The sequence below is a fragment of the Rhizobium acaciae genome, assembly GCF_025941625.1.
Classification (GTDB): domain Bacteria; phylum Pseudomonadota; class Alphaproteobacteria; order Rhizobiales; family Rhizobiaceae; genus Rhizobium; species Rhizobium acaciae.
In genome coordinates this window covers 1-15,221 of sequence record NZ_JAPCZO010000004.1, presented here as the reverse complement: position 1 = coordinate 15,221, position 15,221 = coordinate 1, and the positions used below count along the sequence as shown (strand labels likewise).

Below are 15,221 nucleotides of genomic sequence, written 5' to 3'. Positions count from 1 at the left end.
CAGATTCGAATTGGTCTTCGATCTATCTTCCAGATCGTCAGAGACATCATGCCGCCTATCGAAATTCTCGAACATTCCGTTCCAGAATTTGTATTTGCGCTCCATCCCCGGCATCCTTATCTCAGCCGAGAATTCAACAGGATGCCGATGATGGAACTGGGGCTTTACACATTCGCCGACGTCAATCCCAACCCCTCCCGCAGCAAGGGCGCGGAAGGGGCCGAGCGGCTGAAGCATCTTATCGAGGAAATCGAGCTTGCCGATCAGGTGGGGCTCGACGTCTTCGGCCTCGGCGAGCATCACCGGCCGGACTATGCGGCGTCTGCTCCGGCAGTCGTGCTGGCGGCGGCTGCCGTCAAGACCAGGAATATCCGGCTGACCAGTGCGGTCACCGTGCTCTCCTCCGATGATCCGGTGCGTGTCTTCCAGCAGTTTTCGACGCTCGATCTGATCTCCAACGGCCGCGCCGAAATCATGGCGGGGCGCGGCTCCTTCATCGAGTCCTTCCCGCTGTTCGGCTATAATCTCGAAGATTACGACCAGCTTTTCGAGGAGAAGCTCGATCTGCTGCTGGCGCTGCGCGACAGCGAGGTTGTGGAGTGGAAGGGTGAACTTCGCGCGCCGATCAACTGGCGCGGCGTCTATCCCAGGCCGTTGCAGGATACGTTGCCGCTCTGGGTCGCGGTCGGCGGTACGCCGCAGTCGGTGGCGCGCGCTGGCGCGCTGGGCCTGCCGGTGGCGCTGGCGATCATCGGCGGCGAGCCGCGCCGTTTTGCGCCGCTCTTCGATCTCTACCGCGAGGCCGCGCGCCGGGCAGGGCAGGATCAGTCGAAGCTGAAGACCAGCATCAATGTCCACGGCTTCATCGCCGACACGACTGATGCCGCCGCCGACCAATTCTACGGGCCGCAGGCCGAGGTGATGAACCGCATCGGCCGCGAGCGCGGCTGGGGACCAACGAACCGGGCGCATTTCGACATGTCGCGCGGGCCGAACGGTGCGCTCTTCGTCGGTGATCCCGAGGTGGTTGCCGAAAAGATCATCGCCCATCATGCACTCTTCAAGAACGACCGCTTCCTGCTGCAGATGGCGATCGGCCTGATGCCGCATGCCGAGATCATGCGCGGCATCGAGCTTTACGGCACGAAAGTCGCGCCGATCGTCAGAAAGGCGTTGACTGATAGCAGCGAAGAGGCGAAAGCCACGGCTTGACGAGCGCATAATGCCGAAAATCGGAATCGATTTTCGCAACGGACTATGCGCAGATTCGAAGTGACAGAGCGTCCTTAGGGCTTCCTGTTGGAGGCGCGGCGCTCTAAGGCGGCCGCGGCCGTCCTGCGCAAGGCCGGAACAGACGAATGGTTATCGCAAACGACGACGAACTGGTAAAGCTCAAGGAGATTGGCCGCATCTGCGCCAACGCCATTCAGGTGATGGCGGCGGCGATGGAGCCCGGCATGACGACGCTGGAGCTCGACCTGATCGGCCGCAAGGTGCTGGAGGATTCGGGCGCGCGCTCGGCGCCGGAGTTCTGCTACCAGTTTCCCGGCGCCACCTGCATCAGCATCAATGAGGAAATCGCCCACGGCATTCCCGGCCCGCGCGTCATCCGCGCCGGCGATCTCATCAATATCGACGTCTCGGCGGAAAAGGACGGCTTCTTCGCCGATACCGGCGCCTCCTTCACGATGCCGCCGGTCAAGCCGAAGATCGAGCGGCTCTGCCGCGACGGCAAGCGGGCGCTCTGGGTCGGGCTCAACCAGGTCAAATCGGGCGAGCCGCTGGCGAAGATCGGCACAGCCGTCGGTGCCTTTGCGCAGAAGAACCGCTATACGCTGGTCGCCAATCTCGCGAGCCACGGCGTCGGCCGCTCGCTGCACGAGGAGCCGGCCGAGCTCTCGACCTGGCCGGACCCTTCGGAAAAACGGATGATGACGGAAGGTCTCGTCTTCACCGTCGAGCCGTTTCTCTCACTCGGCGCGACATGGGCCGAAGGCGGCGACGATGCCTGGACGCTCTATGCCGATCCGAAGGCGCCAACCGTGCAATACGAACACACGGTGGTCGCGACGCGCAACGGGCCGGTGATATTGACCTTGCCGGACGAGCGGGCGTAGGGCGTTAGGGCGCGCCTCGCCCTTCGAGGTTGGCATCTCCACGACGCTTTGTGGCGCGCGCCCCACTTCTCCTCCCTCATTCCTGTGCTCGTCACAGGAATCCAGCCAACGCGCGTCTGCGCGGTGAATGACTCCATATCGGAGTTGAAGAGAGTCTCCCGCGCCCAAGGACTTGGGCGCACTGGATTCCTGTGACGAGCACAGGAATGAGGGAGGAGAGGTTAGCGCACTCGTCAACTCACCGAGCTTGCCATACACTCTTCGCCTCAGCCCCGCGTTCCCGGCCTGCCGCCTTGCAGGATTTCGGTGGCGGCGCGTTCGAGGATGCCGGCAATGCGGGCGGCTTCGGGTTTCGACCAGGGATAGCGCATCCGCATGGCCGAGCGCAGCAGCATGCGGGCGGCGCGGATATCACCACCGTCCTGCATGAAATCGCCGTCATCGCCTTCGTCGGCGCCGTGACGGTCGGTTTCGAAGACACGCTTCACATGGGCCATCTTCTCGCCGATACGTTCCAGCTTGGCGAACGTATGCAGGATCATGGCGCGGTTTTCCTCGACGCGACCGCGGCCGGCCTCGGTAATACGGTAGAGCTTCTTGGCGCCCTCCACCTCGACCTCGGCAAGGCCGGTTTCCTCGAGATAGGTGAGGGCGGGATAGATGACGCCGGGGCTCGGCACGTAGAAGCCGCCGGACCGCTCCTCCAGCAACTTTATCAATTCATAGCCGTGGCGCGGCTGCTCAGCGAGCAGGGCCAGGATGACGAGCTGGAGATCGCCAGCCGCAAATTTGCGGCCCATGCGGAAATCTCCGCCGAACATGCCGCCTTTAAAACCTCTCATGGTCCTTCCTTTCATCGTTAGATGTATCGTTGACTATGTCGTAAAACATATATCGTAAGATAATTGTTTTCAAGAGGGAGAGAAATTTTCCGACGTTTCGGGAAATTGATCGATCGATCAGAATTACTTGATTGTGATGCCGGTGCTGCAGCGCGATAAACACGGGCATGCTCGCCCGCACCCGAAACTCCCCACCGAACCTCGTCTCCACCGCCGCTGCCGGCGCCGTTGCCATGGCTGCTGCCATGGGCTTCGGGCGCTTCTCCTACACGCCGATCCTGCCCGGTATGATCAGCGGTGTGCCGCTTTCGGCGGCAGATGCCGGCTTCATCGCATCGGCGAATTTTGTCGGTTATCTCGTCGGTGCCGTGCTTGCCGCCTATGGCTGGGCGGCCGGACGTGAGCGGCTGGTGGCGCTGCTGTCGCTGCTGGCAACCGCGATCCTGCTGGCCGCCATGGCCGCCACCGATTCTGTCGCCGTCTTTGCCATCATTCGCTTCCTGGCGGGCATCGCCAGCGCTCTTGCGATGGTCTTCACCTCGTCGATCGTGCTCAGCCACGGGGCTGCTTCCGGCAACGACCATGTGCAGGCGGCACATTTCGGCGGGCCGGGGGCAGGTATTGCGCTTTCTTCGGTCATGGTGCTGCTGATCGGACTTGGCTTTCACAACGGGCCGGGCGGTTGGCGCGCCGACTGGATTGGCGGGGCGCTCTACTGCGCGGCGAGCCTCGTCGTCGTCTTCCTGCTATTGCCGTCGGCGCCGGCGCAATCGGCGCAGACGGGCAAGGAGCCGGCGCTGGTCTGGAACCGGCCGATGGTGCTGCTGACGCTGTCCTACGGCCTGTTCGGCTTCGGCTACGTCATCACCGCGACCTTCCTCGTCACCATCGCGCGCCTTTCTGCAACGGGACCCTTCGTCGAATTCCTCTGCTGGTTCATCGCCGGGCTGACGTCGGCGGTTGCGCTCTTCGCCTGGAAGCCTCTGGTCAGGCCGCTCGGGCTTGGCGGCGTCTATGTCGCAGCCCTTCTGGTCGAGGCTGCCGGGGTGCTTGCGACGGTGGCGCTGCCGCCTTCTGCCGCACCGCTGATCGGCGGGGCGCTGTTCGGCGCGACGTTCCTGGCGATTACTGCTTTTGGGCTGCAGATCGGCCGCAAGCTTTCGCCTGACAGCCCACGGCGGATCCTGGCGATGATGACGGCTGCCTTCGGTGTCGGCCAGATCGTCGGGCCTGTTGTTGCCGGCTGGATCGCTGAGCGCACGGGCAGCTTCACCGTGCCCACGATGATCGCCGCCGTGGCACTTGTCGCCTGCGCAGCGCTGGTGATGCCGGTGATCAAGAAAATCGCTTAACCGGTTACAACTCCGTAACAATCGGCTGAACCCATTGCTGCGTCCTTCGAACTGCCTTAGTTTCCGGCACAATCAGTGTTCGACGAACTCCCGAGACTCACAGTTCAGGAAAGCAAGCTCCCCGTGTTTCATTCCTTCTTCCCTCAGCCAAAAGCGTTCTTTACTTCGCTCGTAATCTGGACGCTGGCTGCGATTTTTGGCTGGTATTTCTTCGCCGCTGGTCTTGGTGCTTCTCTTGGTTTTGCATCAGTTCCTGAAGAGCAGCAGCCGATCGATCTCTCCTTCTTCCTGCTGCCCGAAAATGTCTGGTTCTACGGCTATTTCCTTCTGTCGGCGGTGATCTTCTGCGGCGCATGGCATCTGAAGGCGCGGAACCACCCCTGGAAGATTTGGTCGATCTGGGGTTCGGCACTGATCATCTTCGTGACCTACTTCGGCGTCCAGATCAGCGTTGTGATCAACAACTGGCGCCGGCCCTTTGGCGACCTCCTGCAGAACGCATTGTCCAAACAGCCAGGCATTTCCGTCGACAATTTTTACAGCCTGATGTGGGTCTTCTGCCAGATCGCATTCCTCAGCATGTTCGTATCGATCATGACTGACTTCTTCACCAGCCATTACATCTTCCGCTGGCGAACGGCGATGAACAATTTCTATATGTCGAAGTGGGAAAAGCTGCGTCACATCGAAGGTGCCTCCCAGCGCGTTCAGGAAGATACGATGCGCTTTTCGAGCACGCTCGAAGGTCTCGGTATCAGCCTCATCAACTCGGTGATGACGCTCGTGGTATTCCTTCCGATCCTTCTGGCGCTGTCGCATTACGTGACCGAACTGCCGTTCATCGGGCCGGTGGCGAATTCGCTCTTCTGGCTGGCTCTGTTCTGGTCGGCGTTCGGCACGCTCCTGCTGGCGGTCGCCGGCGTCAAGCTGCCGGGGCTGAACTTCCGCAACCAGCGCGTCGAAGCGGCGTATCGCAAGGAGCTGGTCTATGGCGAGGACCATGCGGAGCGGGCTGAGCCGCTGACCGTCAGAGAGCTCTTCGGCAACGTTCGCCGGAACTATTACCGCATGTATTTCCACTACATGTATTTCAATGTCGCCCGCTATTTCTATATCCAGGCCGACGCGCTCTTCGTGGTCTTCATGCTGGTGCCGACGATCGTGGCGGGCACGATCACCTATGGTATCTTCCAGCAGATCTCGACCGCCTTCGGACAGGTCAGCAACTCGTTCCAATATCTCGTCAACTCCTGGACGACGATCATTGAACTGCTCTCGATCCACAAACGCCTCAAGGCTTTCGAGGCGGCAATCGACGACGAACCGCTGCCGGAGATTGATCAGCGCTACCTGGAGCGTGATGCGGGCGTCGTGCACGCCGACGGCTGATGGGTAAGTTTGCCCGGATCGGGAAGGGCAGGCGGTGGTCGATAGGGCTGGCGGGTTGTATTGCGGCAGGATGGAAACGTCCTGCGTGCTGCCCCTCAACCGCCTGCCGGCGCCTTCTCCCCGCGGGGAGAAGAGACTTGCCGCAACGTCTCGATTCCCTCTTCTCCCCAGCGGGGAGAAGGTGCCCGATAGGGCGGATGAGGGGGCGACACGGCACGCCGTCTCATCCAATCGGATCTAGAGACACCTTGCAGTCTTGGTAGCAGCCGCCGTCAAAGACCGGACGTCTGCAATTTCCCGCGCGCCTCGATCATCGGGATCGCTTCAGAATAGCTGACGCAGGCCACATCCGTTCGGTGGCAGACGTCGCTGACCAGTCGGTCGAGAGCGCGCCAGTAGGCGCCGCCGTTCATTTCGACGAAATGGAAGCCGAGCTGTAGCGGGATGCGGGCGCCGGCATATTGCTTGTCGAAAGCCTCCTTGAAGGCGGCATAGGCGCGGTCCTCGAATTCTGCGGAATCGGCCGTATCCTCCTCGCCCTTGGAATGACGGACGAAGAGATTGTAGTCCATGCCGATAATCGGCTTGTCGTTCGGGCCTTCGGGGATCAGCGGCAGGCCGAAGCGAATGATGCCGTCTTCCTCGATGGGCATGGCAGGCCCTTTGGTGACGAGGCTCGCATCATAAGTGAAGCCCGCCTTCTTTTCGGCGGCGATCATGTCGGCGCCCGCGGTTGCCGAGAGATAGGGGGCGCGAAAGCCCTTGATGCCGTGATCGACCAGATCCTGCCAGCCGGCCGGCTCCTGGAGATCGACGCTCTTCCAGGCATTCTCAAGCGTCGCGTGGAAGGTGGCGTATTCGGCCGACCAGTCGGCTTCGCTCCAGAGGCGGCCGTCGAAATGGCCACAGGCATGGCTCGATATGTCATGTCCTTCGAGATGGGCGTGCCAGATATTGCCGAGGCGCTCGCGGATCTCGTCGTCGCTCTGGGCAAAACCGACATTGGATTTTCCGCGTTTCTGGTGCGGCGCCTGGTAGGCCTTCTTCGCCGCCTCGTTCATCAGAAAAGTGCAGGAAAGGAAATAGGTGAAATGGGCGCCGTTTTTCGCCGCCATCTCGCGGCTCTTCAGCCAGAGCGCGTTGTCGTGGGCCCCATCGAAGGAAATGATGACGAGCTGTTTCGGCCGGTCGGCCGCCTCTGCAATTGCCGGAACGAGGAGCGAAACAGAAAGGCAGGCGGAGAGGAGGGAACGAGACATGGGCACCGCGACAATTTGTTCGCGGTTTCCCTCCGACAGAATTGCGGCGAAGCTGCGGTCGCGCTGGCATTTTTTCACGCCAGCGGCTAAGCCAACACAAACGGCACGAAAGGGATCCGCAATGACATTGCTTATCGTCGGCATCATACTTTTCCTCGGGGTGCATCTGGTGCGGGTGCTGTTGCCGGACTTTCGCCGCTCGATGATTGCAAGCCTCGGCGAGAAGGGCTGGCGGGCGGCCTATTCGATTGCCAGCATCGCCACACTGATCCTGTTGATCTACGGCTTCGGGCAGGCGCGGCAAGTGACCGGAATGCTCTACAATCCACCAGTCTGGATGGCGCATATATCAATCACGCTGATGCTGATCGCGATGATCTGTCTCGTCGCCTCGCTGCTGCCGGCGGGGCATATCGCGACCAAGACCAAACATCCGATGGTGCTGTCGGTGAAGATCTGGGCGCTGGCGCACCTGCTTGCCAATGGCGAGACGTCGTCGGTCCTGCTGTTTGCCGCCTTTCTCGCCTGGGGCGTCATCCTGCGCATTTCCCTGAAACGGCGGCAGCGGGCGGGCGAGATCACGCTCCGGCCGTTCGTCTCGGCCAAATACGACCTCTATGCCATCATCATCGGCATCGTCGTCTGGGCACTGATCATCTGGAAGCTGCACGAATGGTTGATCGGCGTTTCGCCGCTCGTCATCTGACCTGCGCATAACCCCAAAAATCGATTCCGATTTTTGGAAAGGATTATGCGCGGATTCAAAGTGTTAGAGCGTCCTTAGCGCGTCCTGTTGGACGCGCGGCGCTTTAGAGCGGTTCAGCTTTCATGGAAGCTCAGAACCGCTCTAACTTTTTGTTTCTACGCAATTCCCGGCAAAACCGCTTCGCGCTTTGCCTAGGAAAACCGCTTCGCACTTTTCCTGGAATTGCTCTAATCTTTCACATCCCCCTTACAACGGCAGCAAAATGGAGTAGAAGGCCCGACAATATGCGTTTTGCATGGTGTATGGGTATTTTCGCGGCCGGAGACGAGAATGGCATTCAACGACGACAGCTTCATCCGTGAAGTCAATGAGGAATTGCGGTCTGACCAGATGAAGGGCGTCTGGCGCCGGTTCGGCCGCTATATCGTCGTCGTCGCCATCCTGATCGTCGTCGGCACCGCCGGCAAGGTTCTCTATGACTATTGGGACGACAACCGCTCCTCCGGCACCGGCGACCAGTTCCTGGCGGCGATGAAGCTAGCCGACGAGAACAAGAACGACGAGGCGCTGGCCGCGCTCGACAAGCTTGAGAAGGAAGGCCATGGCGCCTACCCGGTGCTGGCGCGCATGCGGGCCGCGACCGTTCAGGTGCAGAAGGGCGATGCCGCCGCGGCAATCGCCGCCTTCAACGAGATCGGCAAGGACAATGCCGTTCCGGCTGCCGTGCGCGATGCCGCCAAGATGCGCGCCGGCTGGCTGCTCATCGAGAACGGCACTTACGAACAGGTTTCGGCGGCGATCGAGGAAATGGCCGTTCCAGGCAACGCCTTCCGTCATTCGGCGCGCGAGGCACTCGGCCTTGCCGCTTACAAAGCCGGCAACATGGCGCAGGCGCGGCAGTGGTTCCAGTCGATCGTCGACGATACCGACAGCCCGCGCAATGTTGCCAATCGCGCCCATATGATGCTTGATCTGATTACCGCATCCGGCAAGGCGCCCGCCGCTCAGGGCTGATCGCGTTAAGGACAAGATATGAGTTTCACGGTCGCCATCGTCGGTCGTCCGAATGTCGGCAAGTCGACACTTTTCAACCGGCTGGTAGGCAAGAAGCTGGCGCTTGTCGATGACACGCCGGGTGTTACCCGCGACCGCCGGCCGGGCGATGCGCGGCTGATGGGCCTGACCTTCACGATCATCGACACGGCTGGTCTGGAAGAGGCCGACGCGGAAAGCCTGCAGGGCCGGATGCGGGCGCAGACCGAAGCGGCGATCGACGAGGCGGATCTTTCGCTTTTCGTCGTCGACGCCAAGAGCGGATTGACACCCGTCGATACCGACCTTGCCGAAATGCTGCGCCGGCGCGGCAAGCCGGTGGTGCTTGTCGCTAACAAATCGGAAGCACGCGGCTCCGACAGCGGCTTTTATGACGCCTATACGCTTGGCCTCGGCGAACCGACGCCGATTTCGGCAGAACACGGGCAGGGCATGCTCGACCTGCGCGATGCGATCGTCGCGGCGATCGGCGAGGATCGCGCCTATCCTGAGAAAGAGGATGTGGCGGTTACCGACGTCGACATTCCACAGGCTGAAGGCGACGGCAGCGACGAGGACGAAGAGCCTGTTTACGACGACACCAAGCCGTTGCGCGTGGCGATCGTCGGGCGGCCGAATGCCGGCAAGTCGACGCTGATCAACCGTTTCCTCGGCGAGGACCGGCTGCTGACAGGACCGGAGGCGGGCATCACCCGCGATTCCATTTCGGTCGAATGGGACTGGCGCGGCCGCACCATCAAGATGTTCGATACGGCAGGCATGCGCCGCAAGGCGCGGGTGATCGAGAAGCTGGAGAAGCTTTCGGTCGCGGACGCGCTGCGCGCCATCCGCTTTGCCGAAACCGTCGTCATCGTATTCGACGCAACGATCCCCTTCGAGAAGCAGGACCTGCAGATCGTCGACCTCGTGCTGCGCGAGGGGCGCGCCGCCGTTCTCGCCTTCAACAAGTGGGACATGATCGAGGACCGCCAGGCGGTGCTTGCAGATCTTCGCGAAAAGACCGACCGGCTGCTGCCGCAGGCGCGCGGCATCCGCGCCGTGCCGATCTCCGGCCAGACCGGCTGGGGGCTCGACAAGCTGATGCAGGCGATCATCGATACCGACAAGGTCTGGAATAAGCGCATTTCGACGGCGCGGCTGAACCGCTGGCTGGAGACGCAGCAGGTCCAGCATCCGCCACCGGCCGTTTCCGGCCGCCGCATCAAGCTGAAATACATGACGCAGGTAAAGGCCCGCCCGCCGGCCTTCATGATCTCCTGCACTCGCTCCGATGCGCTGCCGGAATCCTATACGCGCTATCTGATCAACGGCTTGCGCGCCGATTTCGACATGCCGAGCGTGCCGATCCGCATCCATTTCCGCTCGCCTGACAATCCGTTCGAAGGCAAGAAGAGGCGGACGTAGGGCTGGGGTTGGCGCTGATTGGTGGCGTTTTGTGGAGTGTGAGCGTGTGCCGTGTGGCACCCCCTCTGCCCTGCCGGGCATCTCCCCCACAGGTGGGGAGATCACAAGTGGATTGGCCTTTCTGCTCAACTACCGTTTCGTCGTGCTGCAACGCTGATTGTTTGGGGAAGCCCGTGCGTCCAGCCAATCTCCCCACCTGTGGGGGAGATGCCCGGCAGGGCAGAGGGGGGTGTCACAAGCACCGCGATAATCATCCCGCCTGTTTACCTGCTAGGCCACGCTTTTGTTTAGCGCCTCACGCAGCGCCACGATCTCGGCCTGGAGACGGGTGAGGTCGACTGCATCGCGACCGCTGGCAGCGGCGATGCAACCTGGGATGCCGATCGCCTTTTCCTTCAGGCGAATGCCTTCTTCGCTCAAGCGGATGACGACGACGCGTTCGTCCTCCCGGCTGCGTTCGCGTCTGACATAACCTGCGGTTTCCAGGCGTTTGAGCAGCGGGGTCAGCGTGCTCGATTCCAGGAAGAGCTTTTCACCGAGGCCACCGACGGTCTGGCCGTCCTGCTCCCAGAGAGAAACCATCGCCAGATATTGCGGATAGGTGAGACCCAACGTATCGAGCAGCGGCTTATAGACGCGGTTCAGTGCGTGGCTTGCCGTATAGACGGCGAAGCAGAGGAAATTGTCGAGCTTTAGCTGATCCTGCATGGGTTTCTCCAGAACTGATGGAAGTTATATCGTGCAATAAATAATCGTAAGCGATTTTTATGCATAGCTGCCATGCGCAAATTTAAATTGTCCAATAAACAATCGTGCGCGATATAAAGTCGGTGTTCAGGACGAACATCGAACCCGAGAGGACAAGACAATGTCGACCATCAAGACCGTAGTTTCCGCAGCAGCGCTCCTGGCAGCTTCCGCTGTCGGCACGTTTGCCGATCCGGTAATCGAACCGACAACGCAGAAATTCATCAATGGGCTTGCTGGCGGCAAGCCGATCTACACGCTGTCGCCGGCCGATGCCCGCAATGTTCTGGCGGGCGCGCAGAAGGGCGACGTGAAGAAGCTTGCCGCCCAGGAAGAGGACAGGGTCATCAAGGCTGGCCCGACAGGCAGCATCAAGCTGCGCATCGTCCGCCCGCAACATGCCAAGGGCACTCTGCCGGTCATTCTCTATTTCCATGGCGGCGGCTGGGTGCTGGGCGATGCCGATACACATGACCGGCTGGTGCGCGAGATCGCCAACGGCGCCGATGCCGCCGTCGTCTTCGTCGATTACGAGCGCTCGCCCGAAGCCCGTTATCCCGTTGCCATCGAGCAGGCCTATGCTGCGACCAAATATGTCGCCGAACATGCCAAGGAGTTCAAGGTCGATACCTCCAGGCTCGCCGTCGCGGGCGATAGCGTCGGCGGCAACATGGCGGCGGTGGTGACGCTGCTTGCCAAGGAGCGTGGCGGTCCTGCCATCGACCAGCAGGTGCTGTTCTACCCCGTCACCGACGCCAATTTCGACAATGGTTCCTACAACGAGTTCGCTGATGGCCCGTGGTTGACGAAGGAAGCGATGAAGTGGTTCTGGAACGCCTATCTGCCCGACGAGGCCAAGCGCAAGGAGCCGACGGCCTCACCGCTGCAGGCGTCGCTGGAGCAGTTGAACGGGCTGCCGCCGGCGCTGGTCATCGTCGACGAGAACGACGTGCTGCGCGACGAAGGCGAGGCCTATGCCCGCAAGCTCAGCCAGGCCGGTGTCCGCGTCACGTCGATGCGCTATAACGGCACGATCCACGACTTCGTGCTGCTGAACGCCATTGCCGAAACGCCTGCCGCACGCAGCGCGATTGCGGTCGCGAACGACACGCTTCGCAGCGCGCTTCACAAGTAAAATCAATCAGTCTGCGGACTGGAGAGGCCCGGCGGTTTCGCCGGGCTTTCTGCTTCTTGGGAGCGACTTGGTGGCATACTGCCAGGCCTTCTTCCATTTCGGCGTGATGACGCCGTTGGCGGCGCGGATATTGTTGATGAACTGCAGCGTCGCCGCTTCCCAGGAATATTGCATGGCGAGTTCACGCGCCTTCTCTCGCGAGGCGGAGAGGGCGGCTAGGCAGGCGGCCTGCAGGTTCTGGTCGAGCGCCCCGACTTCGCTATCCTCGCCGATGATGTCGAGCGGGCCGGTGACCGGATAGGCTGCAACCGGCACGCCCGATGCCAGTGCCTCGAGGATGGTGTTGCCGAAGGTGTCGGTGAGCGAGGGAAAGACGAAGACATCGGCCTGGGCGTAGGTTTTCGCCAGATCCTCGCCGAACTGCACGCCCGCGAAGAAGACGTCGGGATATTGCTTTTCAAGCTCGGCGCGCGCCGGGCCGTCGCCGACGACGACCTTGGAGCCCGGTAGATCGAGATCGAGGAAGGCCGGCAGGTTCTTTTCCAGCGCCACGCGGCCGACGGTCATGAAGATCGGGCGCGCCAAGCCGAACGGGTTTTCCTCGAGCGCCATCGGACGGAACTGTGTGGCGTCAATGCCGCGGCTCCAGGGCATGAGGTTGCGGATGCCCTTTTCCGACAGCTCGCGGGCAAGGCTCGGCGTTGCCACCATGCAGCCGGCGCCGCCATTGTGGAACCAGCGAACGAAGGAGTAGAGCCAGCTCTTCGGTATCGGCAGGCGCGCGGAAACGTATTCCGGGAAGCGGGTGTGGTAGCTCGTCGAAAACGGCATGCGGTTTCTCAGGCACCAGCGGCGGGCGGTCAGCCCCAGCGGACCTTCGGTGGCAATATGCACGTAGGACGGATTGTGCTTTTCGATCTCGCGGGCGATGCGGCGGTAATTGGCGATCGACAGGCGGATCTCAGGATAGGTCGGGCAGGGGATGCTGTTGAAGCGCTCCGGCGTCACCATCGAAACCTCGACGCCCATCTTCGCCAGTTCGCGGTTGGTGTTCTCGATCGAGCGCACGACGCCGTTGACCTGTGGGTGCCAGGCATCGGTGACAATCACCAGCCTCTCGGGCAGGTTCCCGGCGGCTGCGGCATTGGCCCAGCTCTCGCCACTATAAGTGTTTGCCGGACGTTGCAGCATGTCACGATTTCCATCCGCGTCGCAGTGATATGCCAACGCTCAACCCCTAAGCGGGGTTCCGGAACGGCGATTCCCGCTTCTCTATTTTGAGGCATGACCATGATGGAAATATTACAGCCCATATTGCGAGGATTGCAGGGCTTTCGCCGGCCTGATCGCCCCGATTATGTCGGCGGCTGGCGGCGGTTCATTTGAAGGAAGAAAGTCACGGCGCCGGTCGTGGACCGGCGCCGTTTGGGAGGTCAAGCTGCAGCAGAAGCCGAGCTTGCGGTCGGAACTTCCGAGATCGTCTTCAGAACCTGCGAAGCGATCTGGTAGGGGCAGCCCTGCGAGTTCGGGCGGCGATCTTCCAGATAGCCCTTGTAGTCGTTCTTGACGAAGGAGTGCGGCACGCGGATCGAGGCACCACGGTCGGCAACGCCGTAGGAGAACTTGTTCCACGGAGCCGTCTCGTGCTTGCCGGTCAGGCGCTTGTCGTTGTCAGGACCGTAGACGTCGATGTGGTCCATCAGGTTCTTGTCGAACTGCGCCATCAGCGCTTCGAAATAAGCCTTGCCGCCGACTTCGCGCATGTACTTGGTCGAGAAGTTGCAATGCATGCCCGAGCCGTTCCAGTCGGTGTCGCCGAGCGGCTTGCAGTGATACTCGATGTCGATGCCGTACTTTTCGGTCAGGCGCTGCAGGAGGTAGCGTGCCATCCAGATCTGGTCGGCGGCCTTCTTGGAGCCCTTGCCGAAAATCTGGAATTCCCACTGGCCCTTGGCCACTTCGGCATTGATGCCTTCGTGATTGATGCCGGCAGCGAGGCAGAGGTCGAGATGCTCTTCGACGATTTCGCGGGCAACGTCGCCGACGTTCGAATAGCCGACGCCGGTGTAGTACGGGCCCTGCGGAGCGGGGTAGCCCTGCTCAGGGAAGCCGAGCGGACGGCCGTTCTGGTAAAAGAAATATTCCTGCTCGAAGCCGAACCATGCATCTTCGTCGTCGAGGATGGTGGCGCGGGCATTCGATGCGTGCGGCGTGACGCCATCCGGCATCATGACTTCGCACATGACGAGAGCGCCGTTGGTACGGGCCGGGTCGGGATAGATGGCGACCGGCTTCAGCACGCAATCGGAGCTGCGGCCTTCAGCCTGCTGCGTCGAGGATCCGTCAAAGCCCCAGAGCGGAAGCTGTTCCAGCGTCGGGAATACGTCGAATTCCTTGATCTGCGTCTTGCCACGCAGGTTCGGTACCGGAGTGTACCCATCGAGCCAAATATACTCGAGCTTATATTTTGTCATCGTGACTCTCTCAATGCTACGAAGGTGAGCAAATCCGGAGGTGATCTCGGCGCGCAAGCGCATCCGACCGCCAGGGATGACGCTTTAAAAGCACGTAGCGTGCCAGTTTTGGCGCCGTGCGAAAGAAAAATCGCGAATCAGCGTGCCAGCCGATTTATTCCCTTTTGGAAAATCAGGCTGTTTTTAACGTTCATAGACAGTATCGCCCATGAAAACGCACTTTTCCCGTCTGGAACCGGATGAAAATTGTGGCGTTAGGCTGAAATGATGAAGTGTTAAACAAATTATCGGAAGCTTTTGGCCGAGACAGCATACCGACCGATTACAATTGCAACATTGCCCTTATTTTATGCAATTTGCATAAACTATGTGCATTGTGCTATGTAGATGGTCCTGAAATGTTGATGCGCCGAACTGAATGGAGGCGATCTCATGCCCACCGGTTTCCATCGCGAATCCGCAACGATCTACCAGTTTCCCGTTAAGGCGATACGAAACGCCAACCGGTTCGAACGCGCCAGGCTGATGGAGCGCGAGGCCGCAGACGTCTGCGACGCTGCGCTCGACAGCTGCTGGTACCATGATGAGGCGGTTCGCGACGCCGATCGGCCGACGAAGTCCTGATTCCCCTAGATCAGGATGATTTTAAGCCCGATCGACCTGAAATCTGAATCCTGATCTGGATCAAAGAAATAGAGCATGATGTCGTCCGAAAACCGCGCACACTTTTCGGCATCATGCCC

Annotated in this window: 14 protein-coding genes; 9 read left to right on the top strand and 5 right to left on the bottom strand. The window is 60.8% G+C overall.

All coding sequences use genetic code 11. The annotated features are described in order from the left end of the window. The first annotated feature begins 150 nt into the window (after positions 1–150). Complete coding sequence (locus OLZ32_RS07645; RefSeq protein WP_264420639.1) at positions 151–1,212, top strand: LLM class flavin-dependent oxidoreductase; 1,062 nt, start codon at positions 151–153, stop codon at positions 1,210–1,212. A 146-nt stretch (positions 1,213–1,358) separates the two neighbouring features. Beyond that, on the top strand, positions 1,359–2,117 hold the full coding sequence (map, locus tag OLZ32_RS07640; protein ID WP_264400046.1) for a type I methionyl aminopeptidase: 759 nt from the start codon (positions 1,359–1,361) through the stop codon (positions 2,115–2,117). Between the two features lie 266 nt (positions 2,118–2,383). On the opposite strand, the gene OLZ32_RS07635 is transcribed toward map, so the two are convergent. Next, a complete protein-coding gene (locus OLZ32_RS07635) occupies positions 2,384–2,959 on the bottom strand; it encodes a PadR family transcriptional regulator (RefSeq protein WP_003541914.1) in 576 nt (191 codons plus the stop codon). A gap of 167 nt (positions 2,960–3,126) precedes the next feature. Between OLZ32_RS07635 and OLZ32_RS07630 the strand changes: the two genes are divergently transcribed. Both OLZ32_RS07630 and sbmA read left to right on the top strand, forming a co-directional pair. Continuing rightward, entirely contained in the window at positions 3,127–4,311 is a 1,185-nt protein-coding gene (locus OLZ32_RS07630; RefSeq protein ID WP_264400047.1) for an MFS transporter, read from the top strand. A gap of 123 nt (positions 4,312–4,434) precedes the next feature. After that, positions 4,435–5,700, top strand: a complete 1,266-nt coding sequence (gene sbmA, locus OLZ32_RS07625; RefSeq protein WP_017989124.1) for a peptide antibiotic transporter SbmA — start codon at positions 4,435–4,437, stop codon at positions 5,698–5,700. 272 nt (positions 5,701–5,972) lie between these two features. Here sbmA and OLZ32_RS07620 read toward each other — a convergent pair whose 3' ends face one another. Beyond that, positions 5,973–6,959, bottom strand: a complete 987-nt coding sequence (locus OLZ32_RS07620; protein ID WP_264420413.1) for a polysaccharide deacetylase family protein — start codon at positions 6,957–6,959, stop codon at positions 5,973–5,975. A 121-nt stretch (positions 6,960–7,080) separates the two neighbouring features. Here OLZ32_RS07620 and OLZ32_RS07615 point away from each other — a divergent pair, with 121 nt between their 5' ends. From OLZ32_RS07615 to der, 3 genes are all read left to right on the top strand, one after another. Continuing rightward, positions 7,081–7,665 (top strand): NnrU family protein, encoded by a 585-nt coding sequence (locus tag OLZ32_RS07615; RefSeq protein ID WP_003541910.1) that lies wholly within the window; start codon positions 7,081–7,083, stop codon positions 7,663–7,665. Between the two features lie 330 nt (positions 7,666–7,995). After that, on the top strand, positions 7,996–8,679 hold the full coding sequence (locus OLZ32_RS07610) for a tetratricopeptide repeat protein (RefSeq protein WP_168314171.1): 684 nt from the start codon (positions 7,996–7,998) through the stop codon (positions 8,677–8,679). Positions 8,680–8,697: 18 nt separating this feature from the next. Continuing rightward, positions 8,698–10,122, top strand: coding sequence for a ribosome biogenesis GTPase Der (gene der, locus OLZ32_RS07605; protein ID WP_264400049.1), 1,425 nt, complete (start codon positions 8,698–8,700; stop codon positions 10,120–10,122). Positions 10,123–10,392: 270 nt separating this feature from the next. Here der and OLZ32_RS07600 read toward each other — a convergent pair whose 3' ends face one another. Continuing rightward, positions 10,393–10,830: a MarR family winged helix-turn-helix transcriptional regulator gene (locus tag OLZ32_RS07600; protein WP_264420411.1), complete on the bottom strand. Its 438-nt coding sequence runs from the start codon at positions 10,828–10,830 to the stop codon at positions 10,393–10,395. A gap of 160 nt (positions 10,831–10,990) precedes the next feature. Here OLZ32_RS07600 and OLZ32_RS07595 point away from each other — a divergent pair, with 160 nt between their 5' ends. Further along, the gene (locus tag OLZ32_RS07595; RefSeq protein ID WP_264400050.1) at positions 10,991–12,004 is read left to right on the top strand and encodes an alpha/beta hydrolase; all 1,014 of its coding nucleotides are present in this window, start codon (positions 10,991–10,993) and stop codon (positions 12,002–12,004) included. 6 nt (positions 12,005–12,010) lie between these two features. On the opposite strand, the gene OLZ32_RS07590 is transcribed toward OLZ32_RS07595, so the two are convergent. Together OLZ32_RS07590 and OLZ32_RS07585 are read right to left on the bottom strand one after the other, a co-directional pair. Further along, on the bottom strand, positions 12,011–13,195 hold the full coding sequence (locus tag OLZ32_RS07590; protein WP_264400051.1) for a glycosyltransferase family 4 protein: 1,185 nt from the start codon (positions 13,193–13,195) through the stop codon (positions 12,011–12,013). Positions 13,196–13,437: 242 nt separating this feature from the next. Beyond that, positions 13,438–14,478, bottom strand: a complete 1,041-nt coding sequence (locus tag OLZ32_RS07585) for a glutamine synthetase beta-grasp domain-containing protein (protein WP_003541898.1) — start codon at positions 14,476–14,478, stop codon at positions 13,438–13,440. A gap of 432 nt (positions 14,479–14,910) precedes the next feature. On the opposite strand from OLZ32_RS07585, the gene gstI reads away from it, so the two are divergent. Next, a complete protein-coding gene (gene gstI, locus OLZ32_RS07580; RefSeq protein ID WP_027664062.1) occupies positions 14,911–15,102 on the top strand; it encodes a glutamine synthetase translation inhibitor GstI in 192 nt (63 codons plus the stop codon). The last annotated feature ends 119 nt before the right edge of the window (positions 15,103–15,221 follow it).